The sequence below is a fragment of the Paenibacillus sp. QJM3NY_38 genome (assembly GCF_056173265.1).
Genome location: NZ_CM149665.1, coordinates 5135401 through 5160746, shown reverse-complemented (window position 1 = coordinate 5160746; position 25346 = coordinate 5135401). Strand labels below are relative to the sequence as shown.

The following is a 25346-nucleotide window of genomic DNA, read 5'->3' as shown; positions in this document are numbered from 1 at the left end:
AAACAGTATAAAATCCCTTGCCTGTAAAGGGCAAGGGATTTTATTCCACTGGTCAATTGAGATACGCTCATACTGCCATAGCGGCTGTTTATTTCGTCAATTGCTCCATTTGGCTGATGATGTCTTCAAACACGCTCATCGCTTCACGAATCGGCTCCGGCGAGGACATATCCACGCCGGCCTTCTTGAGAATGTTAATGGAGTAATCACTGCCGCCGCTCTTCAGGAAGCCGAGGTAACGGTCAACGGCAGGCTGGCCTTCCTCAAGGATTTGCTTGGAGAAGCTGGTCGCAGCCGAGAAGCCGGTCGCATATTTGTAAACATAGAAGCTGTTGTAGAAATGAGGAATTCGCGCCCATTCCATTCCGATCTCCTTATCTACCTGCATGCCTTTACCGTGATATTTCACGTTCAGCTCATAATAGATGTCGGATAGATCCTGAGGAGTCAGGGATTCGCCGCCCTCCGCGCGTTCGTGCACAATCTTCTCGAACTCGGCAAACATCGTTTGACGGAATACCGTGGTCCGGAATTGATCGGCATAGTAGGTGAGCAGGTACATTTTCTGCTTCGGATCCTTGGCGTTTTTCAGCAGGTAATCCATCAGCAACGCTTCGTTCGTGGTAGATGCCACTTCAGCCAGGAAGATGGTGTACTGGGCGTCACGGTATTTCAGAGCGTTGTCGGAATAGTAAGAGTGAAGCGCATGACCCATCTCGTGTGCAAGGGTAAACATGCTGTTCAGGTTATCTTTATGGTTCAGCAGCACATATGGGTGGGTGCCGTAAGCGCCCCAGCTGTATGCGCCAGTCCGTTTGTTCTCGTTCTCATATACATCGATCCAGCCGTTGTCATATCCCGCCTGCAGGCTGCTCAGATAATCTTCGCCAAGCGGCGTCAAGCCTTCCTTGGTCATTTGCTTCGCTTCTTCGTAAGTGATATCCCACTTATACTCTTCAACGAGCGGTGCGAACAAATCGTACATGTGAAGCTCATCCACGCCCAGAAGCTTCTTGCGGAGCTCCATGTAGCGGTGGAGGAGCGGCAGGCTCTCGTGAATGGTGTCGATCAGGTTGGTATAGACTTCCTTCGGAATGTTATCGCCATAGAGCGCCATTTCCAGAACGGAAGGGTACTTGCGCACGCGGGAATAGAAAATATTTTTGTTTACATTGGCATTCAGCGTAGCCGCAATCGTGTTCTTCTGCTTGCCATAGGTTTCGTACACGGCTTTGAAAGCACGCTCGCGAACTTCGCGGTTCGGACTCTCCAGGAATTGAATATAGTTGCCGTGCGTGAGCTCGACTTCCTTGCCGTCCTCGTTTTTGATTTTCGGGAATTTCATGTCCGCATTGTTCAGCATGCCGAAAATGGTCTGCGGCGCAGAGGAGAGGTTGCCGACCTGAGCGAGCAGCGCTTCTTCGGTCTTGGACAGAACATGAGCCTTCTCCCGTTTCATTTCGGAAAGCGTAAACTTGAATTCCTTGAGGGTAGGATCTTCAATCAGTTTGTCAAGCTCCGTTTCGGACAAGGACAGAATTTCCGGCGTGATGAAGGAGAGGGCTTCTCCAGCTTCGACATTCAATTTTTTGGCTTTGGCAGATAACGCCTGATATGTAGGGTTTGCTGTATCCTCATCATGATGCATATGAGCATATACGTATAAACGTTCGGCATGATATGAGATTTCGTCCTCAAGTTCGAAGCATTCCTTAATGGAAGCCGCGTTGGTTAACTTGCCTTGATAATCGGCTGTGCGTTTCAAAAGATTCTTCAGCTCCGCATAGCTCGCATCCCATGCCTTCTGATCAGCGAATAAATCTTCAAGCTTCCATTGATGCTCTTTAGGGACATCAGCGCGTTTTAACAATTGTTCCATGGAAATCCTCCTTGAATGATAGGTATTAGTTGGAGTCCGGGTTCCGTCAGATAAGACTTCGTTGCGGGCAGTCGATAGAGCGATCAGGCTGATTGCAATCGTAATGGAGAGCACCTTGGCGCCTCTCATGGCATCATACCTCCTCGAATTGAAGCATCCGAGCGATAGTATGCCGCGTACCCGCCACTTTCATCCTATAAATTTACGAGGAACCCAGATTCAAGAAACTGTATACAATAAGGTAAAAGGCAAACAAGATGAAGGCGACGGCAATCAGGGCCATCCCCTTCCTCAGTCCCGGCGGTATCTTATCCCGGTACATGATCATGATGGCACCGAGACTGAACGCGAGAATAATGAAGATGACAATATTCGTATAATCCATTCGTTACACCTGCTTAAAAGCAGCCATCATTTCTCTCCACTCATCTTCCCGGCCTTCAAAATCTGCTTTGGGAAAACGGTTTTGAGCCCAGTGCATCAAGGCTGGACGACTCAGAAAGGTATGGGTCTCTTCACCCCACTGGTCAGAAATTTCGCGGAGAACGATGTACCGGCCCTGAACTTCAACCGTCATCATGTTCCACTTGTCTTTTTTGTATATTTCATGTTTTTTAATCATATGCATTCTCCGTTTGCTACTTAGGCTTTTGGGTAAATGATAACGCACAGGCGGGCGTAAAAGCAAATAATCTTCTGTTAAATAGTGGCTCAAAAAAAGCCCCTTAGGGCGAATTGACGGATTGCATTGTCAGAAAACATGGGATATAATATGGATATTCGCCATAGATGGCGGTATTTTTAGGAGGTTGTTCATTTGAAAGGTACAGTTAAATGGTTTAACGCAGAAAAAGGTTACGGCTTCATTTCCGTTGAAGGTGGCGAGGATGTATTCGTACACTTCTCCGCAATTCAAGAAGAAGGCTTCAAGAGTTTGGAAGAAGGTCAAGCGGTTGAGTTCGACATCACTGAAGGTAACCGTGGTCCTCAAGCAGCCAACGTAACAAAACTGTAAGTTAGCTCCCAATACGGAGATCTTATAGAATTACCAAGGCATGAAGCACAGTTCTCGGTTTAGAGAACTGTGCTTTTTTGTATTCCGATGGGTCAAGCGCTGATTCCGCCGACATTCATATCCTCCGGCTTGGCAAAAAGGTGCCTGTAAAGAAAACCGAGACCGGCGATAAAGGCCAGGAGGGCTGCGAGCTGGTAGAAGGCCGGTCTTCCCGCCGCTTCGAACAGCAAACCGCCGAAGGCCCCGCTGAGAAGTCCTGAAACGCTTGACCAGAAGATAATGAATAGAGCCATGCCGGTCGCTCGGTACTGCCAAGGAATGATCCTTGTAATATAGCGCACGGCGGTTACATAGAACACGCCAAAGGTAATGCTGTGAAGCGATTGAACCGCAAGCACGGACAACGGGTCAGCCGCAAGGGCCATGAGCAGGAAACGGAGCGCGAACATCAGGCTTGCAAAAGTCAGCAGAGGCAGCTCCTTCATCTTGTCGCCATACTTGCTCAGCAGGAAGAAAATCGGGATCTCGCTGGCAGCTGAGACCATCAAGGACCAGCCGATGAGTCCTTCGCCCGCTCCCAGCTCGGATAAGGTAAGCGTAAGAAAGGCTTCATTCATCCGGTGGGCGATGGCAAGACAGAAGGTGCAGCCGAAGAACCACAATATTTCTTTGGAACGCAATATTTTGAGAAGGGCTGCCAGCTCGACAGGCTCCGACTTGGCTGCAACTCCGTCGCGGAGAAGAAACGAGCAGAGCAGCGTGACCACGCCGATGCCGATGCCGATAGCTAATGTGGCCGACGCACCCGCGGCACTGATGGCATATCCAATGGCAAGCGCGAAGAACGCGTAGCCGAGTGAGCCGAATACGCGAATAACGGTAAAGCTGCGTCCGTACCTCTGTGCCGTTTGGATGGCCATCGTATCCGCCAGCGGATAGACCGGATAGTAGAAAAAATAAAATAAACTGATCGTGATTAATACTACGCCGAAGCTTGCAACCTGCCATAAAACAAGCATCGTGACAAGCTGTCCGATAATGAGAATGTTCATGATGCGTTTGATGGTCCGGTATTTGTCACTGGTGTAACTCCAAATCATATTGGAGAACATGGATATAAGCGGGCCGATGGCATACAGATAACCGATCTGCGCGCTGCTGAAGCCGATTTCTTTGAAATATAGCGGAAAATAGGAAATGACAAGGGCTGTCGTGCCAAATATCGTAAACATAAAGGCGCGCAGCCAGTTCTGATCCGGTCTGGGCGTAGCGGGAAGTTTCATGCTGGGGATCTCCGTTCTTTTCACGAACCCGGCGTAGATAACGTTATTCGTGAGGTTCATGGTCTGTTATTCAGCTCCGACTAGTATATAACATATCGCAGATTGGAGATAGATGGATTATAAGATGCGTTTACTGCCATAGGTCGTCAATGATTTGTGTTATTTGTGCAAAATGAACGATCATATTATAATAGGTTTGATTTGGATAGGTATAAAAAGACAACCATGTGGAGGCAGAGTTCATTGAATAATCAAGAGCTAAGCCGTAAGGTTCCGCGCAGTCCGGTCGGGCTGATGAGCCGGGTGTACAAATTCATACTCCCGGAAGTGCGGATCGAATTGGAGATGTGGCGCCGGGAGGCTGAGCAAATTCCGGATGAGGAGCTACGAAAGCAGGCACTGGCCAGTATAGATACCAAAAGATTTCACTGCCAGGGCGGCGCGGTGTATGCCGCAGCCAATCTGCCGGAGAAGCATATCCTCATTCCATTGATTGTAGCTTACCAGACAATTAGCGATTATCTCGATAATTTATGTGACCGTAGTACTTCGCTGGACCCAGCGGATTTCAGACAGCTCCATCAGTCGATGCTGGATGCCGTTTCGCCTGAGACTGAGCCGGCCGATTATTACGCCCTCCGGACCGAAAGGGAGGATGGAGGTTACCTTCTCCGTCTTGTGCAGAAATGCCGGGATTGTATCGGTCAATTATCAGGATATGAAGCGGCAAAGCCCTACATAAGGGATTTGGCTGGGCTGTATACCGATTTGCAGGTATACAAGCACATCCATCCGGATAAGAGGGAAGCGGCATTGCTTGAATGGTGGTCCCAGCATGCCCACCGGACACCGCATCTGCGGTGGAACGAGTTTGCGGCAGCAACGGGATCAACCTTGGGCGTGTTCATGCTATTCTTGGCTGCAACCGATCCGTTTCTGGATGACGAGGATGCTTCGTCCATTCATGCGTCTTATTTTCCGAATGTATGCAGTCTCCACATTATGCTGGATTATCTTATTGATCAAGACGAAGACAGGCTGGGCGGCGATCTGAACTTTTGTAATTATTACGAAGATGCCGATACGATGCTGAACCGGATAGCTTCCATTGTTGAGTGGGCCCGGAAGGATGTCAGAACAATTCCCTCGACCCCTTTTCATCGTATGATCATTGAGGGGTTACTGGCGTTATATTTATCCGATCCAAAAGTCAGCGAGCAGCAACTGGTTCGCTCTGTATCCAAGCGTTTGATGAAGAAGAGTCCGATGACCCGGATTTTTTTCTACGTCAACAGCCGATGGATTCGCAAGCATAAGCATGAGTGACATTGAAGGAGGAAAAGAAACATGGCAGAGGTTAAAAAAATTGCAGTTCTTACAAGTGGTGGCGATTCCCAAGGGATGAACGCGGCGCTTCGCGCGGTTGTGCGCAGCGGTCTGTATTATGGTCTTGAAGTATATGGAATTCAGCGTGGTTACCAAGGACTTCTGGAGAACGACATCGTCAAAATGGATCTTCGCAGCGTAGGGGATATTATTCAGCGCGGAGGCACAATCCTTCGTTCCGCCCGCTGTGAAGAGTTCAAGACGGCGGAAGGACAGCAGAAGGGTGCCGACATTCTGAATCAGCACGGCATCGACGGCTTGGTCGTTATCGGAGGGGACGGCTCTTACCACGGGGCGAACAAGCTCAGCAAACTCGGAATCAAAACCATGGGCCTTCCGGGCACGATTGATAACGATATTTCCTATACGGACTATACAATCGGCTTTGACACAGCCGTGAGCGTCGTTGTAGACGCCGTTAATAAATTACGCGACACGATGTCTTCCCATGCGCGCTCGTCCGTTGTAGAGGTTATGGGACGCCACTGCGGCGACATTGCGCTCCATGCGGGCCTTGCTTCAGGCGCAGAGACCATTCTGGTGCCGGAAGTGGAGTACAACCTTGATGAAGTGGCAAACCGTTTGCGCGAGAATTTCGCAAAAGGCAAGCGTCACAGCATCATCATCGTAGCGGAAGGCGTCGGACGCGGCGAGGACATCGTATGTGATCTTAAAGAGTGCCACGCCTCGATCGACGCACGGGTAACGGTGCTCGGACATATCCAGCGTGGTGGAGCTCCAACTCCGTTTGACCGCAACCTGGCAAGCCGTCTTGGCGATTTTGCGGTTCGCAGTCTGATTGACGGCCAATCCGATAAAGGATGCGGCATCATTAAGGGCGAGCTGGTCCTCACGGATATTGACAAGGTCGTTAACACGAAGAAAGAATTTAACCGTGAGCTTTACGACCTGGCATTGCGGTTGTCTCAATAAAATCAGCAGACGTCATCAAAAAGACCGTCTCTCATTGCAGAATGCATTCTGCATGGAGACGGTCTTTTTGTAGCGGTAAAGAAATCAGAAGCTTCAGCGGCTTGCCAGCCATATTTCGCAAGAAAAACTCCCGCAGAATACGGTGTCTCTTCTCTTAGAGGCTCTTCGACTGACGATAGGATGCGGATCGGGATGGAGCATGCACCTGACGTGAGAACTTGCGTTGAACTTTGACCAGACGCATAAGCATCAGGGCAGCGCCGACGGCAAGGCCCGTGATTAACCCGATCCAGTAGCCGAAGGCTTGCCAATCGGTGTAGTTGGCGAGCACATAACCTACGGGCAGACCAATCACCCAAAACGACAGAAAAGCGAGCATGAAGGCGACATTAACGTCTTTATAGCCCCGCAGCGCTCCTTGGGTTGGCGTGGCGATCGCGTCCGAGATCTGAAAGAAGATCGCAAACAGCAGAAACTGCTGGATCAGCGCCACGACGGCAGGCTCGTTGGAATATAATCCGGCAACCTGGCGGCCGGCCATAAACAGGATGACAGCCGTGATCAGCGACAGGATAACGGCTGTGTTGATGCCGAGTTTCGCGTACTTCCAGGCATCCTTCATCCGTCCCGAGCCGGCCTCGAAGCCTACAAGGATGGTCAGACTCATGCATATGCTTAATGGCAGCATATACAGTGTTGTAGCGAAATTCAGGGCCGCTTGGTGAGCGGCAATCGTTGCCGTATCAAAGCTGCTCATAAGCAGCGTCACCGCAGCGAAGACGGCGGTCTCCAGAAAGATGGAGAACCCGATCGGCACGCCGATTTTTAATAGGCTTTTCCATGCGCTCAATGAAACTCCCTGAAGCTGCCTGAAGATGCCGAATGAAGAGAACGGGTGGCTGTTATGGATGATCAAAATGGCGATGATGAGCACGGTCCAGTATGTAATCGCGGAAGCGATACCGGCGCCCACGCCCCCCATTCTTGGAAAGCCCCAGAATCCATAAATGAACAGCGCATTCAGGCCTACGTTCACCGGCAGGGTAATCAGCGTGATCACCATGGAAATTTTAGTTTGCCCGAGCGCATCAATAAAACTGCGCAGTACGGTATAAGAGAACAGCGGAATGATGCCGATCGAGATGGCGGCGAGAAACTGGGAGGCAATCCGCCGAACTTCCGGCTCCAGGCTCATAGCTCCGAGAATGCTCGGTACAACGGCATACCCGATCGCAAGGACGACGATGGCAAGTAAGATGGACAGCCAGAGCGCCTGGTTCACTTGGTAAGCGATCTTTTTTTCCACTCGCCCGCCAACGAGCTGCGAAACGATGGGGGTGATCCCCATTAGAATTCCGCTAAGGCCGGTTTGGACCGGGATCCAGATGCTTGTCGCGATTGCTACGCCTGCCAGGTCGACTGAGCTGAATTTTCCGGACATGTTGGTGTCGAAAAAAGTAATGGCCGATAAGGCTAGCTGCGTAATTAAGATGGGGATAAGAATGATTGCAAATTGCTTCAGCTTTCCCCGTGTTGTCGTGGTCGGTTGCATGTGCGATGTGCCTTTCTTATTGTAGTTTTCGGACGGTGCCCCCATATTGTAGGGTTCTGCTATGGTTGGGGACAATAACTGGCTTATTGAGCGGCGACCCAAAACTCAACCAATCGTTGAATTGGAGTGCGTCAATTTGACAGATTAAGGGGCAAGCCAGCCCTACCCATCATCATAGCATCTGCTGTCAAGAGAGTTCACCGAACTGCTTGAACGCAGAAAGGGCCGGCCATGTTGATGGCCGACCCTTTGCGAATGGATAATTGAATTATTTATGAGTGACGCCTTCCGTATACCGGTTTGAAGCATTCCAGAGTAAATATTCATCGACGTTTGTATCTTTGAGGGCGCGAATCTGCTCTTCGATTTCCTTTTTGCCGTACTTGGCATAATTACCGCTTCCGAGCCAGCTCGCGGTAAAGTCCTGAATCCATGGCCGGATGATCGGCTTCTGCTCTCCCAGCTCCTCGAGCTTCTTGTGGGTATCTTCCATGGATCCCTTGATGGTCTGGTAAGGAGCCTTGTCCGGTACAGGAGAGCCGAACCAGCCTGCCGTGTAATGGCTTGGGTATACCATCGGACTGATGATATCGACGTTTTTGGAAATTTTGACGAAGTCCTGCCCGATGCCTTCTGCTGCAGGCACCGAGGCCGCATAGCCGAAGATGTCAACGGATACGCGGATGCCAAGCGGCGCGAGTTCTTCCCGGGCATACTGCACAAAATCGGATACCACGTCCACGCGCGATTGATCCGTTTTGGTGTACTTCAGGGAATCGGCGCGTTTCTCAAAGCCCTCCGGAAAACGGACATAATCAAACTGGATTTCCTTGAACCCGAGTTTGGCAGCTTCCTTGGCGATCTCGATGTTGTAATCCCATACCTCTTTGCTGTACGGGTTAACGAAGCTGTCGCCCCCGCCATTGGTCCACACGCTGCCGTCTCCTTTACGGAAGGAAAGCTCCGGGTTTTTCTTGGCAAGAATGGTATCCTTGAACACGACAACTCGGGCGATCGGATAAATATCGTGTTTCTCCAGCCGCTTCATCAGCTGTTTGATATCTTTGATAAAAGGCTGGGATTTACCGAGTTCCTTCAGCTTCGGATTATCGGTTTTGTACGTTATGTATCCTTCATCGTCCTTGATGTCAATGACCATGGCATTGAGTTCGGTCTTGTCCATAAGATCCACGAGCTGATTCATTCTGGAGCCGCCTGCGCTATAAGCCGTTACATAAATGCCTTTGACTTTGGGAGCGTCAATCTGCGGATCGATTTCCGTCGTGTTTGGCTTGATGCCGGATTGGCCCTGGCCTTGATTGTTCTTTTGGTGCATGCCCTGAATCACGGCGGTATTTAACGATGCCTGAAGTTTGGCGGTAAGATTGTTGTCTTGCGGACTGGAACCGCCGAAGCCCGCGGACGCCAAGATGAATAAAGCCAAGATGATATTCATAATTACTCTCTCCCTTGTGTACATTCACATCATGATTATAAAGGAACGGATGCCTTCAAAAAGAACAGGATTGTTACAATCGACAATAAATTGGAAACGGCGGGTGAGCGTACTTAGTTCATTAAACGGGTCAAGGGCGTTTTAAACGCTAAATATCGACATTTATGGCAGGTGGCCGTGAACAACGTGTGAACTTGGGGAGTGACTAGCATCGGAGTATAATACCCGAAAGAAGGCGGATAGCGTTTACATTGTAACTGGTGGAAATGACGTGCTTATAGAATTTACATTTATCCATAAAAAAATGCCGTTACTCACCGGTGAATTTTACCGGAGAATAACGGCACTTGTCGTGCGATATTCACGTGTTGCATAAAAATTAATGAAGCGGCGTTTGGTTCTGATGCTCGCAAATGCTGAACTGAATAATTTCAAGAGCGTCCTCCTGCTCCAGAATACTCAGCCCGTCCCTAAGAACGATCATGGAATTCAGTTCGTTCTGTCTAAAGAACGATAACATTTCCGGGAACCACTTCATGACGATTTGTGACAATTTTACCGTTTCCATTTCCATAAAAATCACCCTTTCCTTCCAAATTGGTTAGGCAGGACGTTCTTTTGTAAAACGGAAAAACAATTAAAATTGGGCCAAAGCGATGCCCGGGAAACAGATCTCATGAATATTGTAGGAACCGCGCACAAATATTATACCACAAATTTACCTTACCCTGACAGGTGGTAAATATTTAGTTCTTGCGGAATTGCCCCATGACAGCCGTGGTTTCCACGATATTAACAAAGGCCAGTGGATCTGTCTCTGTAATAATCTGTTTTAGCTCAGCCAGCTCATATCGCGTCGTGACGGTCATAAGCATATCCTTTTCTTTATGACTGAAGGCCCCCTCGGTTTTGATCTTGGTGATGCCGCGGGGGCGCTTAAGCAGCTTCTCCAGCAGGGCTTCCGTCTGGTTCGTTACGATAAAGACGGTAACCTTGATATGACTGACGTGGAGCATATCGACCATTTTTCCGGCAATATAGATGGAGGCCATGGAGGCAAGGGCCAGGTTCCAGTCGTTTTCCAAATAAGCAACCGCCATAATGACGATGGCGTTCAGCGTCACGAGTACACTTCCTACGGGGAAGTCCCGATATTTCGTAACGAGGGAGCCGATAATATCAAAGCCCCCGGTGGAACCGCCAACCCGAAAGGAGAGACCGGTACCGAATCCGACAAGCACGCCGCCGAACACCGAGGACAGCAGCATGTCGGTTGCAACCGGGGTGACCGGAATGAGCTCTAGGAACAGGGTAGTCACAATAACCGAGAGAACGCTGAGACCAACGAACCTTTTGCCGAGCTTGAACCAACCGGTGATAAGAATCGGGATATTGAGCACAAAATACATGACGCTGATATTAAGCGGCGTAAAGTAGCCGATAATTAGGGCCACGCCGGAAACGCCTCCGCTGAGCAGATGATGGGGAATCAGAAACAAATTAAATCCGCCGGCGATAATGATGCCGCCGAACACGATCGAGAAATAGGTCCATAGACGCTTCAACATAGGAATCACCTCCCGGTTATTATGACTTCTTTAAGCTTGCTGGTATTCCAGAAATGTTTTGTGATATAATGTATTGGATATTCTTGAGTAGTCCGTTACATTGATAACTTTGCAAGCTTATCAGGATGATTATACATTAACCAGTCATCATACTGGTGATAAGAGAAATATACCGGTTCACCTCGTGCAGAAAATCCTGCTGGCCGGGAAAGCCTATAAACGTTACCACTACTTAAGAATACAGAGAAGAAAGTGGAAGTCCACAGATAGAAGGAGTATGAACCTATTGAAAAATTTCGCAGATTTTGGCTTGGAGCCGCGCGTGCTGCAAGCAATTACTGAACTTGGCTTTGAGGAAGCCACACCGATCCAATCCCAATCCATTCCGATTGCTCTTACCGGCAAGGATATGATTGGACAAGCACAGACGGGTACTGGTAAGACAGCAGCATTCGGCCTTCCTCTTATCCACAAAATCGCCAAGGAAGAGGAGCGTATCGTCGCTCTGATTATGACACCGACCCGTGAACTTGCCATCCAGGTTGCTGAAGAAATCGGTAAACTGTCCCGTTTTAAAGGAATCCGTTCCTTGGCTATTTATGGTGGACAGGATATCGGGCGTCAGATCCGCGCTTTGAAAAAGAAGCCTCAGATTATTATCGGCACACCAGGTCGTCTACTTGACCACATCAACAGAAAAACCATCCGACTTGACGATGTCCAAACCGTTGTATTGGATGAAGCGGATGAAATGCTGGACATGGGCTTCATGGAAGACATCCAGTCGATCCTGAAGCTTGTTCCTGAAGAACGTCAAACCTTGCTGTTCTCCGCAACTATGCCGGCTAACATTCAGAAGCTGGCATCCCAGTTCCTTAAGGAACCTGAGCATGTATCCGTTATTCCTAAGCACGTTAGTGCACCTCTGATCGATCAAGCATATATCGAAGTTCCTGAACGTCAAAAATTCGAAGCATTGAGCCGCCTTCTGGATATGGAGTCACCTGAGCTAGCGATCGTCTTTGGACGTACCAAGCGCCGGGTTGACGAATTGGCAGAAGCATTGCAAAAACGCGGGTACTCGGCAGATGGTCTTCATGGCGACTTGTCCCAGCACCAACGCGATACCGTTATGCGTAAATTCCGTGACGGAAGCATCGATGTCCTCGTGGCAACCGATGTGGCAGCACGCGGTCTCGACGTATCCGGCGTTACCCATGTTGTAAACTTTGACTTGCCGCAAGATCCGGAAAGTTATGTACACCGTATCGGACGTACAGGCCGTGCGGGTAAGGAAGGTACGGCTTGGTCCTTCGTGACACCGCGTGAAATGGATCATCTGTATTTCATCGAGCGTGTGACTCGTCACCGTATTCCACGCAAGCCGTTGCCAACGATTGCGGAAGCGATTGAAGGCAAACAGCGTATCATCGCTGAGCGAGTGCTTGAAATCATTGAGCAGGGTGAATTGACCGAATACAAAGGTCTTGCGATTCAATTGCTGGAGCAGTACGATTCCGTACAGCTGCTGGCAGCTGCAATGAAAATCCTGACAGGCGACAAGAAGGAAGCATCCGATATTCATCTGACGCCTGAAGATCCGATCCGTGCTAAACGCCGGAAGCCGGACATCCGCAATGGTCGCAAGCCAAGCGGTGGCTATGGCGGCCGCAGCAGCGGCGGCGGATATCGCCGTGATGGCGGTAGCGGCAGCGGTGGTGGTGGTAACCGTGGCGGCTACTCCAAAGGCGGATACAACCGTGATGGTGGCGGCAGCAGTTATGGCAACCGCGAGGGCGGTGGCTACAACCGTGACCGCAACAATAGCGGTGACCGTAAACCTCGTTCCTACAGCGGCGGCGAGCGTCGTCCTAACCGGGGCGGAGACGAATAATATATACGCGTAATTTCTTTTGATTGAAGAAGCCAAATATAAAAGACGAAGCAGCTGCCCACGCCAGGTGGAGCCGCGCTTCGTCTTTTATTCATGTTTAAAGAAGATGCACCCAGGGTGCATCCCCTTTAAACTCGCAGTTTTAGAGCAATACCAGCTGATCTGTTTCACTCAATGATTCAAAGAGACATTAGATGTAGAATGTGCTGAGAATAATGACAAGGAGAATGAACAGAACCAGCACAATACCAACATTATTTCCGTAGCCGTAACCGCCGCCTTCACAAGACATATATAATCCCTCCTCTTTAAATTTGGAAAATCAAGCTTGTTGAACGGATTACGTGATATCGTATGGAGAAACAGGGGCGCTGGTTTGGATAAACGCCCAGTATCGTATAAATTAGGCTCTGGCAATGCATGTACAAAATAAGGTATATTAATAGATACATGCATGATTTGAGTGAGGAGGAAACGGATTTGGAAATGAAAGGAGCCATGGGTGGCTTATACAAGCTCACCGAGTGGATTACCCGTATTGCTTTTTCGAACATTTTGTGGGTTATTTGTACATCGCCTTTCCTGTTTATCGTTCTAACCAAATTCCTGATGGCCGTTCAGACACCGGATGCGCATAATGAGCAGCTGCTGTCGAACTGGGTTCTGGGGATATTATCACCGTTTGTTTTGTTTCCGGCTACGGCGGCTTTATTTACCGTTGTACGTAAATGGGTAATGGGCAATCCGGACGTGTCCGTATTTAAAACGTTCTTCAAGGGTTATAAGGAAAATTACAAGCAGAGCATGATCGGCGGCATTTTTTATACGCTGCTGTTCGTGATTATGTACGTGGATTACACGGTTTATATGACGCAGCTAGATGGTTTCCAGCTTGTCGGCATTGTGATGCTCGTGCTGCTTATCGTGCTGTTTGTCTCCCTGTTTAATTTCTTCTCCATGACCGTTCATTATGAGATGAAAACGACGCAGCTGCTGAAAAATGCGGTGCTGCTGACATTGATTCGTCCGTTCCGCGTATTTTCGACTTTGATCGGAAGCGCTGTCTTGGCGTATATCGGCACGCAGATGCCGGTGCTGTTCGTGTTCTTCCTGTTCTGCCTGATGGCATTGTTCGCATTCTTTAATTTCTATGCCACCTTCACCAAAATGCAGGAACAGCAGGAGAAGATGAAGAAAGCGGAGGAAGAGGAGTCCGAAACCGAACAAGCTCTTCTGGAAAGCATGGAATCTGCCAAAAAGGGAGAGAACGGATCGAAACCTTAATAACGCGAGGTTTACTTTTCCGGCAAAACCCCCTATAATAAGACTACATCCTGCGATGTTCGTTTCGGTTTTCCGTTGTTTTGAACCAATGACGATGTCTAGGGAGATCTATACGTAATCGTGGCTGAAATGCCCTGTCTATATGACAAGGGGAATTCATAAGCGGTTCTGCGGTCACCCACCTGCTAATGCAGGTTCGAAGACAATGTTTACCGGACGGCATAGGCGGGTTTCGTTAAATCAATGAATGGGCACCTCTTTCATTTCGAATTCGAAGTGAAAGAGGTGCCTTTTTGCTATATATAAAGGTTTGCTGAAAGCATAAACAATGTTAAACTAGAGTATGGAAAGGAACGGTCATTTATAAAGGAGGAACGGTCTTTGTCATTAAAACGAGTTCTAATTGGTATCGTGCGCAGCTATGACGGCACAAGCGACCGTGCTAAAGATCCCAAGCTGAAGACGCGTTATTACAATCTTTCAAAAGAAAAGTGTTTTGAAGAGGTTTCCTCGACACTGAAAAAAATTCCGGGTTACAAAGTTCTGCATGAGGTTAAATCCGTGGGAGAAATCACGCTCGAGAAAAGAACCTCGTTTGGACGTACACTGGACATTACCGTATCCGTGCTCGGCATCAGTCCGGTTCGCAGCGCAGTTGATATGTATTCGGCGTCCCGCGGTTCCTTAGGGGATCTGGGAGCGAACTACCGGGTTATCTTGAACCTGTACGCTGTTCTGGATAAAAAACTGAGCAAGTATAAAGTGGATGCTTAGTAGAATAAGAAAAAGCGGGAGAGCTGCTCTCCCGCTTTTTAAAAGTGTGCAGTGTATGTAGCCTTTGGCGTATTACCGCAAAGATTTGACTGCATCGATCGCGGCTTCGTAATTCGGGTGCTCCGTCATCTCACCAAGGTATTCAACATAGGTGATGGTATCGTTAGTATCCACGACGAAGATCGAACGCATGTCGAGTTGGAATTCCTTGATGAGCACGCCATACGCTTCACCGAAAGAACGCGATTTATAGTCGGAGAGCGTAATGACCCGGTCAACGCCTGCAGCTCCGCACCAACGGGCTTGGGCGAACGGAAGGTCGGCACTGATCGTAAGGATCACCACATCATCGCCCAGACCAGCAGCTTCTTCATTGAAACGGCGCGTCTGTGCATCGCATACCCCGGTGTCGAGGGAAGGAACGACGCTGATCAGCTTGATTTTACCGGCATAATCCTTAAGAGATACGTCTTCGAGCAGGTTTTTGCTCACTGTAAAATCCGGCGCGGCATCACCAGCCTTGAGCTGTGGTCCGATGAGTGTAATAGGATTGCCTTTGAAAGTGGCAGCTCCTGAACGTTCTTGAGCCATGAGAAATCTCCTCCTTGGATATCAAAGTTTGGTGATCAGGTTCATGGTACATTATAATCTTTTTAAAAAGGGTATGTCCACTAGGGGCGTCCCTGGCCTGGTTTAGGATGAGGAGGATGCTATGATATTCGTACGTTATGAAAATTGGAAAAGTTATTTGCGTTATTATCCCGTTACATCGCTGCTGCTTGTCATTAACCTGGTGATGTTCGTGATCACATCCTTAGACGGCGGTTCCAGAAATCCGGTTACGCTGCTGAAATATGGGGCTTTATCGGATTTGCCGCAATTCGTTGACCAGGCATGGAGATACTTTACGGCGATGTTTCTGCATAACGGGTTTGATCATGTATTGTTCAACGGCTTCGCACTGCTGGTATTTGTTCCCCCGCTGGAGAGAATCATGGGGAGCTGGAAGTTTGCCATTCTGTATCTGCTCAGCGGTGTTCTCGGTAATGTAATCGGATTGGCTTATTATGAGCGCATGGAGGACTATACCTTCCTTGTAGGCGCCTCAGGAGCCATTTACGGAGCTTATGGCGCTTATCTGTACATCGCCCTGTTCCAGCGGCATGTCATTGATGAGTCGTCTCGCAAGACGCTGTTCACCCTGCTTATTCTGGGGATACTGTTCTCGTTTACCCCAGGGGTCAGCCTTGTAGCGCATGTCGGCGGATTGGTAGGCGGATTTTTCCTCTACGGTCTCATGATTCGATTATTTAAACGTCGAACATAATCGGACCTTAGAGGGTCTGTTATAATAGAATTGGATGATTTGATAAAGTCTTCAAGTCTTCTAGGGAATAAGAATGGAGCGATAAAAGGCGTGGAATTACGACAGTTGCAATACTTTGTAAAGGTTGCGCAAAAGGAACACGTTACCCAAGCGGCAGAAGAGCTTCATGTGGCTCAGTCAGCCGTCAGCCGTCAAATACATCAGTTGGAAGAAGAGCTTGGTGTTAATTTGTTCATGCAAAAAGGCCGGAATCTGCAGTTAACCCCGGTAGGCCAGCTTTTTTGCAAACGGGTGGAGAGCATTATGAAGGACTTGGACCGTGCGGTCGTCGAGATACATGAATTTCTGGACCCGGAACAGGGAGAGATCCGCATCGGATTCCCACACAGCCTGGGCATCCATTTGATTCCGTCCATTGTGGCTGAATTCCGAAAGAAATATCCGAACGTGAAGTTCCGGTTCAAGCAGGGGATGTTCCCGACACTGATCCGGGACGTGGTTGGAGCTGAAGTGGATCTGGCATTTGTGTCGCCATTTCCGGATCGTCATGATCAAGTGGATGGAGATATCGTTTTGACAGAGGAGCTGTTTGCGATCCTGCCGCCGAATCACCCGCTTGCGGGGGAGCAGTCCATCAAGCTGGAGCAGTTGAAAGAGGAGCGCTTTGTGCTGTTCAGCAAAGGCTACTCCTTGCGTCCAATTGTGTGGCATGCCTGTCTTGAAGCAGGGTTCACGCCGAAGATTGCTTTTGAAGGCGAGGAAACGGATACGATCCGCGGGCTGGTTGCGGCCGGTATGGGGGTCAGCCTGCTTCCTGAAATGGCGCTATTCCAGACGAATCCTCTGCAGCCGGCACGCGTCCGGATCTCGGAGCCGAAGGTAACGCGTTCCATCGGTCTGATCCACCGCGCGGACGAGAAGCTGCCACCGGTTGCTCAGGCATTCCGTGCGTTTCTGCTTCAATATTTTGGTATTGATCCGTCGCCGAAAAAGGAAGGGAAAGCGGACTGACGCATCAACTCCCTAACCTGGCTTCATTAATCAAAAATAACATATATCAGATATAAAAAAGAGGGCTTTCCTTCTCCACCGATCCAGGTAGAGAGGAAAGCCCTTTGTTGTTGTGTTTTTGTTGGGTTATTCCCGGTTGCTCGTAAAGATCATGATATAGCGGATCAACTCGAGCAGAGAGATCAAAGCTGCAGCGACATAGGTCAAGGCCGCGGCGTTCAATACTTTAGCAACTCCACGTTCTTCGTCATTGGCGATATAGCCTTCTTGAACCATCAGCTGACGAGCACGGTTACTTGCGTTAAACTCGACCGGCAAGGTGACGAGCTGGAAGGCAACGGCGCAAGAGAAGAAGATGATGCCGAGACCGACCAGGTTCATGGCTTGGAACAGGAATCCGGCAATCAAGAGAAACGGTGCGATACCCGATGCGAAGTTTACGACCGGGAACATTTTGTGACGGGCTACAAGCATCGGATAGTGCTCGGCATGCTGGATCGCATGGCCAACCTCGTGACAAGCAACAGAGACAGCCGAGATCGTGCGTTCATAATAAACGGGCTCCGACAAACGCACAACGCGTTTGGTCGGATCATAGTGGTCGGAGAGTGTGCCTGGCACCGGTTCAATCGGCACATCGTGGAGTCCGTTGGCATCCAGCATATGCCGGGCAGCATCGTAACCTGTCATGCCGGTGCTGTTCTCGACCTTAGCCCATTTGTTAAACGTGCCTTTGACCCGGAACTGGGCCCATAGCGAGAATATAAAAGCGATAATAATGAGAATAAACATCCAGTCAGAATACATGTATCATACCCCCATACAAAGTTGTTATTTGGTTCTTCACCATTACATCGAAGTGAACTGGTTCAGCAAGATTTGTAGCGACTCGATGCAAGCAGCCCCTTTAGGAAGAATGTTAGCGAGTACTTCCCGGGCTTGACTTGGCTTTAATTCACTCAGTAGCGGGTTGAGTTCCTTCACATCCCGTTCCAGCTGTTTCATCTGTATTTCGAGCTTGGTTAGCTTCTCCGTCATTTCGGAATCATCGGGAACCGACTTCCAGCGATCCAGTCTCTCCTTAATCTCATCGAGAGTATATTTCTCTTGCTTTAACTGATTAATACGTTCGAGAGTGCTTAAGGTTTCAGAACTGTACAACCGGTAGTTTTTTAACGTCCGTTTTTCAGGGGAGATCAAACCCAGCTTCGTATAATAGTCAATGGTTCTTTCGCTGATTCCGGCAACTTTGGCCAGTTCACCGATCCGGAAAAGGTTTCCGCTCGTGATCCCCATCATTCATCACCTCACAAGCTTTCATTGAATTGGAAATTAATGAATGCATTTATATTTTCATTTTAATAGAAATATGATACATGATCATGAACCATACAGTCAAACGTCATAGTTGTGACAAAAATCTTGAAGCCTAGTCTTTTTAATCGATACAGGATGTTTGAGGGTTTGCACTGTATGCACTTAATGTTAGATTATATTACACAAACTTCGTTTTTTATGAAAATAACCGTTGCAGATTTTGGTTAACCCCCCTATAATGACAATATGAATTCAAGATCATGTTATATTAGTTTACATTAAGGGGAGTGTAAAACATGGGAAAAAGATGGCTAGGTTTAATGGCGGGAGTAATCGCATTGCTTGCATTCCCGGCGAGTGCATTCGCCGCTGATGGGGGAGCCACGAACGTTGAATTAACGGCTGGTTTGAACTCCGTGTTCGTATTCTTGGCAGCATTGCTCGTATTCTTCATGCAAGCAGGGTTCGCACTGCTGGAAGCCGGATCTGTCCGTATGAAGAATGCAGGCCACGTTGCAGGCAAAACATTCCTGACCTTCGGCATTTCGATCGTTGCCTTCTGGGCACTAGGGTTTGGCCTGGCATTCGGCAACGGGAACAGTTTTTTCGGATTTGAAGGTTTTTTCTTAAGTGGCGACAATGCGGCTGGCTCTTTTGATTCCTTGTCCGCTTACGATGTGCCGACAACCATTATGTTTTTGTTCCATTTATCCTTTGCGGCCGTATCCTTGGCCATCGCTTGCGGTGGTATGGCAGAACGGGCAAAGCTCAGCGTCTATATCGTCTTTGGATTGCTGTTCACCATCGTGATTTATCCGATTGTTGCTCATTGGGTATGGGGCGGCGGCTGGCTCGGAGCGCTGGGTATGCAGGACTTTGCCGGATCGACGGTCGTTCACTTGACAGGTGCTACAGCCGCGCTCGTGGCTACCGTTCTTCTGAAGCCACGGCTTGGCAAATATAATAAGGACGGGAAGCCTAACAGCATTCCGGGTCACAACCAGGTATTATCGGTGCTGGGCGTATTCATCATCTGGATCGGTTGGTTCGGATTTAATCCAGGCAGCACCATCTCCGCACTCACGGACGGCTTCTTCGGATTTGTGGCTTTAAATACGAATATCGCGGCTGCGGCAGGTGCGCTAGCGGCATTGCTGATCTCTTGGGCGGTTCTTGGCAAAGCAGATATTCCTAGCATGCTGAACGGTATTCTTGCTGCTTTTGTGGCCATCACGGGGGCCTGTGCATTCGTGGAACCTTGGGCGGCTGTTGTTATCGGTGCAGTAGCCGGTACGATTACCTTCTTTACGGCACAGTGGTTTGACCGCAAAGGCATTGATGATCCTGTATATGCATTCTCCGTACATGGTATTGCCGGTATGTGGGGGGCTGTATCCACCGGTTTGTTCGCAGCACCGAGACTGGTTGAAATTACAGGCGTAGGCAAAGAAGGTTTGTTCTACGGCGGGGGCTTCGGTCAGCTTGGCGTTCAGCTATTGGGCCTGATCGGTACGTTTGCATTCGTTCTCGTGATCTCATTCATTATTCTGTACCTCATGAAAATTACGATGGGTATCCGTGTAACGGAGGAAGAAGAATTAGTGGGTCTAGATATGAGCGAACATGGAACTTACGGATATCCGGAGCAAATGAAACTTCTGGCGGAATCGGAAGGGAAAGTACCAGAGTTTCGTTCCGGAGGCAAAGGGGTACCTGGAAGCGATACGGCGTTATAAATATAAAACTCTAAATGGTTATTGAGTATGTAATAAGGAGGCCGCGGCATGAAACCTCTGAAATCCGTAAATCTGTTTCCGGTATTCTCGGAAATTCAGACAGCAGCAACAGCCCAGCAATTACGAGATGAACGGATCGTTTGTCAGAACCATCTGATCGAGATGCGTCATGACATGGAGCTGAGAGAGTGGATCGCATCCGTCAATATGATGCACGATCTGATTGGACAGCGTGCCGCGGCAATCTGTGAGCAGGACATGTGGGAGGCTGGCTTGGGCCGGCCTCCTGCGCGTTATGCGTTTGTTGCATTTGGCAGCAGCGGAAGGCAGGAAGCTACGCTGTGGAGCGATCAGGACAACGGTTTGATCATTGGCGATGAGCTGGAGGAGGAACAGCTTCCCTTCTTTCGGGAATATGGCCTTCGACTGGCGAACTTGCTGGAGTATGCAGGCTATCCCAAATGTTCGGGAAAAGTGATGTGTTCCGAACCTTTATGGAGTAAAAAGCTTGGCGATTGGAAAAATCAGATTAGCGAATGGTGTGGAGACCAGCAGTGGGAGCCGATTCGCAATTTTATCATCGCTTCGGATCTCCGTCATATAGCGGGAGATGGCGAGCTAACGGAGGCATGGGCCGACCATTTCCGGAGCTCCGTCGAGCTGAACCCGAACATCGGCAACGCCGTGCTGCGCAACACGGTCAAGCACAAGGCAACGCTGAATGTCATGGGGCGAATTGTAACGGAGCGGTTTGGTGAGCATGCCGGTGAATTTGACGTAAAGTATGGCGTTTATATTCCACTTGTAAACAGTATTCGCACGATGGCGCTCCAAAGAGGTATCATCGAAACCTCGACGCAAAAGCGTATGGAAAAGGTGATGCTGCTTGAGGGCGGCAACTTGCTGCTGGAAAGCGTGCAGCGTGCTTTCTTGACGGCGCTTCGGCTGAGAAATAACACGCCCCATCGGCTGGAGAACGGGCTGATCACGAGCAGCGGGTATATCCCGCAGGAGCAGCTCAAGAACAAAACCATGCAGTACGAGCTTCGCGATACGCTTGGTGTGGTCAGACGGATACACCGTTCATTGCAGCGAGAGCACCGTTTTGCGGAGAGGAGGAACCCATGACTGAACCGGGACAATCGAACGGGGGCTTCTGGAGATCCCTCCGTTCGGGTAACTTTAATTCTGCCATTGCCTCTATGCGCGGGGCGCAGACGGCGCAGCAGCTGGCGTTCATCCGATCCCAGATGAAGGATAACCGGAGGCCGGAGGTTCTGGGTACCCCGTTGGACGAGCTGGAGGTTGTTGTGTTTGATCTGGAGTCGACGGGGTTCAATCACCAGCACGGTGATGAAATTTTGTCATTCGGTGCAATCAAGGTCATCGGCGAGCAAGTGATCGAGAACGAAACCTTTCATATGATTGTTAACAGCGGTGCTCCTGTTCCCCCATTCATTGCTGAGCTGACAGGAATTACGCAGCATATGGTTGATGCAGCCCCGCCCTTAATGGAGGGGCTGCATGATTTTATGGCTTTTATAGGAGGCAGGGTGCTTGTTGCCCATGCCGCTGCGCATGACCGCGGATTCCTGAACGCAGCCTTGTGGAAGACGTCAAAGGTTCGATTAACCCATCGGCTCCTTGATACGATGATGCTCGCGCAGAGATTATATCCTGAGCAGAAGGACTACAGTCTGGATGAGCTGCTGCGGAGCAGCGGCATTCCCGTGGAGGGCCGGCATCATGCTCTGTCCGACGCGCGAATGACTGCCCGGTTGTGGGCGAATTATATGAAAGAAATTCAGGCGCGCGGCCATGCAACCACGCTTGGAGATTTGTATGTCTATCTAAGCGAGACGTAACCGCGAATAAGATGGTTGCCGCGATAGCTTATTATTCTGTTATGATCTTGCAAGGAATCGGGGCGAGGGAATAGAATTCCGATCCCGGCCGCACCCAGGAATGTGTCGGCAGATTGCTGAATAATTCTGAGGTCTCTTGTCCTCGAATAATTTTGTAAGTATGAAGCTGTAATGGTTTCGAATCGGGAGCGTTTGGAGCTGAAGGAGATCCGATGGCATACACCTGGAGCAATCCGCCGAAGGACTGAAGCTGTAGCAGATCCTCGCCGGACGGCTCAGGGAATGTATCCGGGTGACTGTGAAACAATCCGACAATTCCTTTTTCAGTTAACACCAAGCGGGTCCATTGAACAGGGTCCAGATGAAAAGAATGCAGCGGGAACTCCGCTGTATTTTTTATGGGAATAAATTGCGTAACGGTTACCGATCGCCTTGCTGCGCTGGAGTGCCCGATAAGGACGCCACAAGCTTCCTGTGGCAGACAATCATACGTATAGTCCGATATATGCTGTTGTACGGCCGCGTGCAGCAGAAGCTGCTCCAGGGCCATGTCAGACGGGTTCATCTTTTTCCCTCCCGGGCTATATTTTAGAGTGGATCACGTGTTTGAAAGATCAGGGTTTCAGGGTACAATAGGGACTATAACTAAGTTTAGCAAAGGAACCTATACCTATGAAACGAAACATCATCATCCTCGTTCTGCTGGTTGTAGCGGCAGGCGCTGTAATCTATAACCAAGCCGGCGACAATATCCAGGCTGTCTTTACGCAGGAGAAGCCGCTCCCGACGGAGACAGGCGCCAAAGCCGGATTGCTTGCCCCAACCTTCACCTTGAAGGGGATGGACGACAAGACTTATGCCGGAGGCGGAGCGCGCGATAAAGCGATGGTTGTCAATTTTTGGGCATCCTGGTGTGAGCCGTGCAAGCAAGAAGCCCCGGAGCTCGATAAGCTGGCGGAGGAATATGCAGATGAGCTGGAAATCTACGGCGTGAACGTGTCCAAATATGACAATGAGAAGAAAGCTCGTCAATTCGTTAAGGATTTTGAACTCCGGTATCCAATCCTTCTCGATCCGAAAGGAGAAGTGTTCGAGGAGCTGTATAAAGGTCAGGTCTTCCCGACAAATGTGCTGATTGATCGAAACGGCGTGATTCAGGAAATCATTCTTGGCGCTCCGGATCCCAAGGATCTCCGCAAAAAGGTAGCTAAGTTGTTGAATTAATTGTGAAGCGAAGAGCGGCTGAAACACCAAAAAAAGCGCGGCCTCCATGTGCATACATGGCGGATACGCGCTTTTTATATTGGACGGCAGCCTTAGTGATTAACCAACCCTTGCCTTGCCGCGGACTCATGCACCTGCTCCGGTGAGATTTGACCGAGCAGCGCATATCGCATACTGTCGACCAGCGCTTCCCAGCTCGCCTCAATGACGTTGCTGGAAACCCCGACGGTGTTCCAGGAGTTCTCGAAGTTCTTGGACTCGATGAGCACCCGTACTTTGGCTGCCGTCGCATCCTTGTCATCCAGCACCCGTACCTTATAGTCAGCAAGATGCATTTCCTTGAGTGTCGGGAAGTATTGGACCAGCGCTTTACGGAGCGCGTTGTCAAGCGCATTGACCGGGCCGTTGCCTTCCGCTGCGGTGTAGATGCTCTCACCGGCAACGTTGACTTTGACAAAGGCTTCGGAAACAACCGGCTGGCCGGCTGATTTCTCTACGAGCATTTTGAAGGATTCGAAAGTAAACAGTTCCTTAAACTCTCCGTTCGCTTCTCGAAGCAGCAGCTCCAGGGAAGCGTCCGCCCCCTCGAATTGATACCCTTCATGCTCAAGATCCTTGATCTTTCCGATAATATGCTTGGATTGTTCACTAGCCGGATCAAAGTTAAGACCCATGTCTTGCGCCTTCGATACGATGTTGCTCTGTCCTGCAAGCTCGGATACCAGCACGCGCTGCTTGTTTCCGACTTTCTCCGGTTCGATATGCTCGTACGTTCTGGAATCGCGCAGGATCGCCGAAACATGGATGCCTCCCTTGTGGGCAAAGGCAGCGTTACCGACATACGGCTGGTTGACCGGCATATTGACGTTGGCGATTTCACTGATATACCGTGCGGTATTCGTCAGCGTGCGGAGGTTATCGTCTCCGATGCACTCGTATCCCAGCTTCAGCTGCAGATTCGGGATGATGGAGCACAGGTTGGCATTCCCGCAGCGTTCCCCGTAACCGTTCATCGTTCCTTGCACATGCTGGACACCAGCCTGTACGGCACTTAGCGTGTTGGCAACGGCAAGTTCGCAATCGTTATGGGTGTGAATGCCGAGCGGAGCGCCTGGTAGTGGACCCGCTAAGGATGTCACGATGCTCGAGATCTCGTGCGGAAGACTGCCGCCGTTCGTATCGCACATGACAAGCCAATCAGCACCTGCCTCCCGAGCCTTGGACAATACGGCAACTGCGTATTCGGGATTGTTCTTATATCCGTCAAAAAAGTGCTCGGCATCAAAAATCACTTCGAGGCCCTTTTGCTTCAGGAAGGCGATGGAATCATAGATCATGGCCAGATTCTCTTCCAGTGTCGTCTGAAGCGCGGTATGGACGTGGAAATCCCATGACTTCCCGACCAAAGTGGCCGCAGAAACGCCGGATTCCAGAATTCGAAGCAGATTGGCATCCTGATCGGCGATGGAGCCTTTGCGGCGAGTACTGCCAAAAGCGGTTACTTTTGAGGTTAAGCCGAGATCCTGGACTCTTTTGAAAAATTCGATGTCCTTGCTGTTGCTTCCCGGGATACCGCCTTCAATATAATGAACACCAAGAGCATCGAGTTTCTTGGCGATTTTGACCTTGTCGTCCGCCGACAAGCTGATTCCTTCGCCTTGGGTTCCGTCGCGAAGTGTCGTATCAAAGATGGAAATGGACTTAGACATGATGTCCTCCTTTGGGTGTCCGGGATTGGACCGCATTGTTTATAATTTTGTATTATAACATTTCTTTGCGGGAAAGTAACAGAGTAAAAAACAAACTTTACCCCGCGGGGCTTATTCTTGACCCGTGTTAAGG

At 49.6% G+C, this 25346-nt stretch carries 26 protein-coding genes and 1 other RNA gene; 13 read left to right on the top strand and 14 right to left on the bottom strand.

Annotated features, from left to right (window positions below; all coding sequences use genetic code 11):
- Positions 1–88 precede the first annotated feature (88 nt).
- From pepF to AC0VZ8_RS23865, 3 genes are all read right to left on the bottom strand, one after another.
- Positions 89–1879, bottom strand: a complete 1791-nt coding sequence (gene pepF, locus AC0VZ8_RS23875) for an oligoendopeptidase F (RefSeq protein ID WP_071223371.1) — start codon at positions 1877–1879, stop codon at positions 89–91.
- A gap of 202 nt (positions 1880–2081) precedes the next feature.
- Positions 2082–2264: a hypothetical protein gene (locus AC0VZ8_RS23870; protein ID WP_071223115.1), complete on the bottom strand. Its 183-nt coding sequence runs from the start codon at positions 2262–2264 to the stop codon at positions 2082–2084.
- A 3-nt stretch (positions 2265–2267) separates the two neighbouring features.
- A complete protein-coding gene (locus tag AC0VZ8_RS23865) occupies positions 2268–2501 on the bottom strand; it encodes a hypothetical protein (protein ID WP_071223114.1) in 234 nt (77 codons plus the stop codon).
- Between the two features lie 195 nt (positions 2502–2696).
- Here AC0VZ8_RS23865 and AC0VZ8_RS23860 point away from each other — a divergent pair, with 195 nt between their 5' ends.
- Positions 2697–2894: a cold shock domain-containing protein gene (locus tag AC0VZ8_RS23860; RefSeq protein WP_006211711.1), complete on the top strand. Its 198-nt coding sequence runs from the start codon at positions 2697–2699 to the stop codon at positions 2892–2894.
- A 92-nt stretch (positions 2895–2986) separates the two neighbouring features.
- Here the strand turns inward: AC0VZ8_RS23860 and AC0VZ8_RS23855 are convergent, their stop codons facing one another.
- Positions 2987–4177 (bottom strand): MFS transporter, encoded by a 1191-nt coding sequence (locus AC0VZ8_RS23855; protein ID WP_475484639.1) that lies wholly within the window; start codon positions 4175–4177, stop codon positions 2987–2989.
- 243 nt (positions 4178–4420) lie between these two features.
- Between AC0VZ8_RS23855 and AC0VZ8_RS23850 the strand changes: the two genes are divergently transcribed.
- Positions 4421–5503 (top strand): tetraprenyl-beta-curcumene synthase family protein, encoded by a 1083-nt coding sequence (locus AC0VZ8_RS23850; RefSeq protein WP_475484638.1) that lies wholly within the window; start codon positions 4421–4423, stop codon positions 5501–5503.
- A 21-nt stretch (positions 5504–5524) separates the two neighbouring features.
- A complete protein-coding gene (pfkA, locus tag AC0VZ8_RS23845) occupies positions 5525–6496 on the top strand; it encodes a 6-phosphofructokinase (protein ID WP_071223112.1) in 972 nt (323 codons plus the stop codon).
- Positions 6497–6650: 154 nt separating this feature from the next.
- On the opposite strand, the gene AC0VZ8_RS23840 is transcribed toward pfkA, so the two are convergent.
- From AC0VZ8_RS23840 to AC0VZ8_RS23825, 4 genes are all read right to left on the bottom strand, one after another.
- On the bottom strand, positions 6651–8048 hold the full coding sequence (locus AC0VZ8_RS23840; protein ID WP_475484637.1) for an MATE family efflux transporter: 1398 nt from the start codon (positions 8046–8048) through the stop codon (positions 6651–6653).
- Between the two features lie 268 nt (positions 8049–8316).
- A complete protein-coding gene (locus AC0VZ8_RS23835) occupies positions 8317–9504 on the bottom strand; it encodes a putative glycoside hydrolase (protein ID WP_216530202.1) in 1188 nt (395 codons plus the stop codon).
- Positions 9505–9883: 379 nt separating this feature from the next.
- The gene (locus AC0VZ8_RS23830; RefSeq protein WP_071223110.1) at positions 9884–10078 is read right to left on the bottom strand and encodes a hypothetical protein; all 195 of its coding nucleotides are present in this window, start codon (positions 10076–10078) and stop codon (positions 9884–9886) included.
- Between the two features lie 172 nt (positions 10079–10250).
- Positions 10251–11072, bottom strand: coding sequence for a YitT family protein (locus AC0VZ8_RS23825; protein WP_071223109.1), 822 nt, complete (start codon positions 11070–11072; stop codon positions 10251–10253).
- Between the two features lie 286 nt (positions 11073–11358).
- Here AC0VZ8_RS23825 and cshA point away from each other — a divergent pair, with 286 nt between their 5' ends.
- Positions 11359–12966, top strand: coding sequence for a degradosome RNA helicase CshA (gene cshA, locus AC0VZ8_RS23820; RefSeq protein ID WP_475484636.1), 1608 nt, complete (start codon positions 11359–11361; stop codon positions 12964–12966).
- Between the two features lie 190 nt (positions 12967–13156).
- Here cshA and AC0VZ8_RS23815 read toward each other — a convergent pair whose 3' ends face one another.
- A complete protein-coding gene (locus tag AC0VZ8_RS23815) occupies positions 13157–13258 on the bottom strand; it encodes a hypothetical protein (RefSeq protein WP_015736696.1) in 102 nt (33 codons plus the stop codon).
- A 188-nt stretch (positions 13259–13446) separates the two neighbouring features.
- Here AC0VZ8_RS23815 and AC0VZ8_RS23810 point away from each other — a divergent pair, with 188 nt between their 5' ends.
- The 3 genes from AC0VZ8_RS23810 to AC0VZ8_RS23800 all read left to right on the top strand — a co-directional run bounded on the left by AC0VZ8_RS23810 (position 13447) and on the right by AC0VZ8_RS23800 (position 15024).
- A complete protein-coding gene (locus AC0VZ8_RS23810) occupies positions 13447–14250 on the top strand; it encodes a YesL family protein (protein ID WP_113060342.1) in 804 nt (267 codons plus the stop codon).
- 44 nt (positions 14251–14294) lie between these two features.
- A non-coding RNA gene (gene ssrS / locus AC0VZ8_RS23805) (6S RNA) lies at positions 14295–14486 on the top strand.
- Between the two features lie 145 nt (positions 14487–14631).
- Complete coding sequence (locus tag AC0VZ8_RS23800) at positions 14632–15024, top strand: DUF1499 domain-containing protein (protein WP_006211699.1); 393 nt, start codon at positions 14632–14634, stop codon at positions 15022–15024.
- 72 nt (positions 15025–15096) lie between these two features.
- On the opposite strand, the gene tpx is transcribed toward AC0VZ8_RS23800, so the two are convergent.
- A complete protein-coding gene (tpx, locus tag AC0VZ8_RS23795; RefSeq protein ID WP_071223106.1) occupies positions 15097–15615 on the bottom strand; it encodes a thiol peroxidase in 519 nt (172 codons plus the stop codon).
- Positions 15616–15736: 121 nt separating this feature from the next.
- On the opposite strand from tpx, the gene AC0VZ8_RS23790 reads away from it, so the two are divergent.
- Together AC0VZ8_RS23790 and gltC are read left to right on the top strand one after the other, a co-directional pair.
- Positions 15737–16351, top strand: a complete 615-nt coding sequence (locus AC0VZ8_RS23790; RefSeq protein ID WP_194543885.1) for a rhomboid family intramembrane serine protease — start codon at positions 15737–15739, stop codon at positions 16349–16351.
- 90 nt (positions 16352–16441) lie between these two features.
- A complete protein-coding gene (gltC, locus tag AC0VZ8_RS23785; RefSeq protein ID WP_071223104.1) occupies positions 16442–17362 on the top strand; it encodes a glutamate biosynthesis transcriptional regulator GltC in 921 nt (306 codons plus the stop codon).
- Positions 17363–17488: 126 nt separating this feature from the next.
- Here the strand turns inward: gltC and AC0VZ8_RS23780 are convergent, their stop codons facing one another.
- The gene (locus tag AC0VZ8_RS23780) at positions 17489–18169 is read right to left on the bottom strand and encodes a zinc metallopeptidase (RefSeq protein WP_009594846.1); all 681 of its coding nucleotides are present in this window, start codon (positions 18167–18169) and stop codon (positions 17489–17491) included.
- 42 nt (positions 18170–18211) lie between these two features.
- Positions 18212–18661 (bottom strand): MerR family transcriptional regulator, encoded by a 450-nt coding sequence (locus tag AC0VZ8_RS23775; RefSeq protein ID WP_071223103.1) that lies wholly within the window; start codon positions 18659–18661, stop codon positions 18212–18214.
- A gap of 314 nt (positions 18662–18975) precedes the next feature.
- Here AC0VZ8_RS23775 and AC0VZ8_RS23770 point away from each other — a divergent pair, with 314 nt between their 5' ends.
- The 3 genes from AC0VZ8_RS23770 to AC0VZ8_RS23760 are packed head-to-tail and all read left to right on the top strand — an operon-like array spanning position 18976 to position 22280.
- Positions 18976–20415: an ammonium transporter gene (locus AC0VZ8_RS23770; RefSeq protein WP_260066203.1), complete on the top strand. Its 1440-nt coding sequence runs from the start codon at positions 18976–18978 to the stop codon at positions 20413–20415.
- A gap of 48 nt (positions 20416–20463) precedes the next feature.
- Complete coding sequence (locus AC0VZ8_RS23765) at positions 20464–21543, top strand: DUF294 nucleotidyltransferase-like domain-containing protein (RefSeq protein ID WP_475484635.1); 1080 nt, start codon at positions 20464–20466, stop codon at positions 21541–21543.
- Complete coding sequence (locus tag AC0VZ8_RS23760; RefSeq protein ID WP_475484634.1) at positions 21540–22280, top strand: exonuclease domain-containing protein; 741 nt, start codon at positions 21540–21542, stop codon at positions 22278–22280. Before AC0VZ8_RS23765 ends, AC0VZ8_RS23760 begins: the two co-directional genes overlap by 4 nt.
- A gap of 31 nt (positions 22281–22311) precedes the next feature.
- Here the strand turns inward: AC0VZ8_RS23760 and AC0VZ8_RS23755 are convergent, their stop codons facing one another.
- Positions 22312–22845: a M67 family metallopeptidase gene (locus AC0VZ8_RS23755; RefSeq protein WP_475484633.1), complete on the bottom strand. Its 534-nt coding sequence runs from the start codon at positions 22843–22845 to the stop codon at positions 22312–22314.
- 107 nt (positions 22846–22952) lie between these two features.
- Here AC0VZ8_RS23755 and AC0VZ8_RS23750 point away from each other — a divergent pair, with 107 nt between their 5' ends.
- Positions 22953–23504 carry a TlpA family protein disulfide reductase gene (locus AC0VZ8_RS23750; protein WP_475484632.1) on the top strand — a complete coding sequence of 184 codons (552 nt, stop codon included), beginning with the start codon at positions 22953–22955 and terminating at the stop codon, positions 23502–23504.
- A gap of 92 nt (positions 23505–23596) precedes the next feature.
- On the opposite strand, the gene cimA is transcribed toward AC0VZ8_RS23750, so the two are convergent.
- Positions 23597–25213: a citramalate synthase gene (gene cimA / locus AC0VZ8_RS23745; protein ID WP_475484631.1), complete on the bottom strand. Its 1617-nt coding sequence runs from the start codon at positions 25211–25213 to the stop codon at positions 23597–23599.
- Between the last annotated feature and the right edge of the window lie 133 nt (positions 25214–25346).

Excerpts from the sequence above, each read along its gene's own strand:
- pepF (WP_071223371.1), bottom strand. The coding sequence starts at position 1,879 with ATGGAACAATTGTTAAAACGCGCTGATGTCCCTAAAGAGCATCAATGG.
- AC0VZ8_RS23870 (WP_071223115.1), bottom strand. The coding sequence starts at position 2,264 with ATGGATTATACGAATATTGTCATCTTCATTATTCTCGCGTTCAGTCTC.
- AC0VZ8_RS23865 (WP_071223114.1), bottom strand. The coding sequence starts at position 2,501 with ATGATTAAAAAACATGAAATATACAAAAAAGACAAGTGGAACATGATG.
- AC0VZ8_RS23855 (WP_475484639.1), bottom strand. The coding sequence starts at position 4,177 with ATGAAACTTCCCGCTACGCCCAGACCGGATCAGAACTGGCTGCGCGCC.
- pfkA (WP_071223112.1), top strand. The coding sequence starts at position 5,525 with ATGGCAGAGGTTAAAAAAATTGCAGTTCTTACAAGTGGTGGCGATTCC.
- AC0VZ8_RS23840 (WP_475484637.1), bottom strand. The coding sequence starts at position 8,048 with ATGCAACCGACCACGACAACACGGGGAAAGCTGAAGCAATTTGCAATC.
- AC0VZ8_RS23835 (WP_216530202.1), bottom strand. The coding sequence starts at position 9,504 with ATGAATATCATCTTGGCTTTATTCATCTTGGCGTCCGCGGGCTTCGGC.
- AC0VZ8_RS23830 (WP_071223110.1), bottom strand. The coding sequence starts at position 10,078 with ATGGAAATGGAAACGGTAAAATTGTCACAAATCGTCATGAAGTGGTTC.
- AC0VZ8_RS23825 (WP_071223109.1), bottom strand. The coding sequence starts at position 11,072 with ATGTTGAAGCGTCTATGGACCTATTTCTCGATCGTGTTCGGCGGCATC.
- AC0VZ8_RS23815 (WP_015736696.1), bottom strand. The coding sequence starts at position 13,258 with ATGTCTTGTGAAGGCGGCGGTTACGGCTACGGAAATAATGTTGGTATT.
- tpx (WP_071223106.1), bottom strand. The coding sequence starts at position 15,615 with ATGGCTCAAGAACGTTCAGGAGCTGCCACTTTCAAAGGCAATCCTATT.
- AC0VZ8_RS23790 (WP_194543885.1), top strand. The coding sequence starts at position 15,737 with ATGATATTCGTACGTTATGAAAATTGGAAAAGTTATTTGCGTTATTAT.
- AC0VZ8_RS23780 (WP_009594846.1), bottom strand. The coding sequence starts at position 18,169 with ATGTATTCTGACTGGATGTTTATTCTCATTATTATCGCTTTTATATTC.
- AC0VZ8_RS23775 (WP_071223103.1), bottom strand. The coding sequence starts at position 18,661 with ATGATGGGGATCACGAGCGGAAACCTTTTCCGGATCGGTGAACTGGCC.
- AC0VZ8_RS23770 (WP_260066203.1), top strand. The coding sequence starts at position 18,976 with ATGGGAAAAAGATGGCTAGGTTTAATGGCGGGAGTAATCGCATTGCTT.
- AC0VZ8_RS23765 (WP_475484635.1), top strand. The coding sequence starts at position 20,464 with ATGAAACCTCTGAAATCCGTAAATCTGTTTCCGGTATTCTCGGAAATT.
- AC0VZ8_RS23760 (WP_475484634.1), top strand. The coding sequence starts at position 21,540 with ATGACTGAACCGGGACAATCGAACGGGGGCTTCTGGAGATCCCTCCGT.
- AC0VZ8_RS23755 (WP_475484633.1), bottom strand. The coding sequence starts at position 22,845 with ATGAACCCGTCTGACATGGCCCTGGAGCAGCTTCTGCTGCACGCGGCC.
- AC0VZ8_RS23750 (WP_475484632.1), top strand. The coding sequence starts at position 22,953 with ATGAAACGAAACATCATCATCCTCGTTCTGCTGGTTGTAGCGGCAGGC.
- cimA (WP_475484631.1), bottom strand. The coding sequence starts at position 25,213 with ATGTCTAAGTCCATTTCCATCTTTGATACGACACTTCGCGACGGAACC.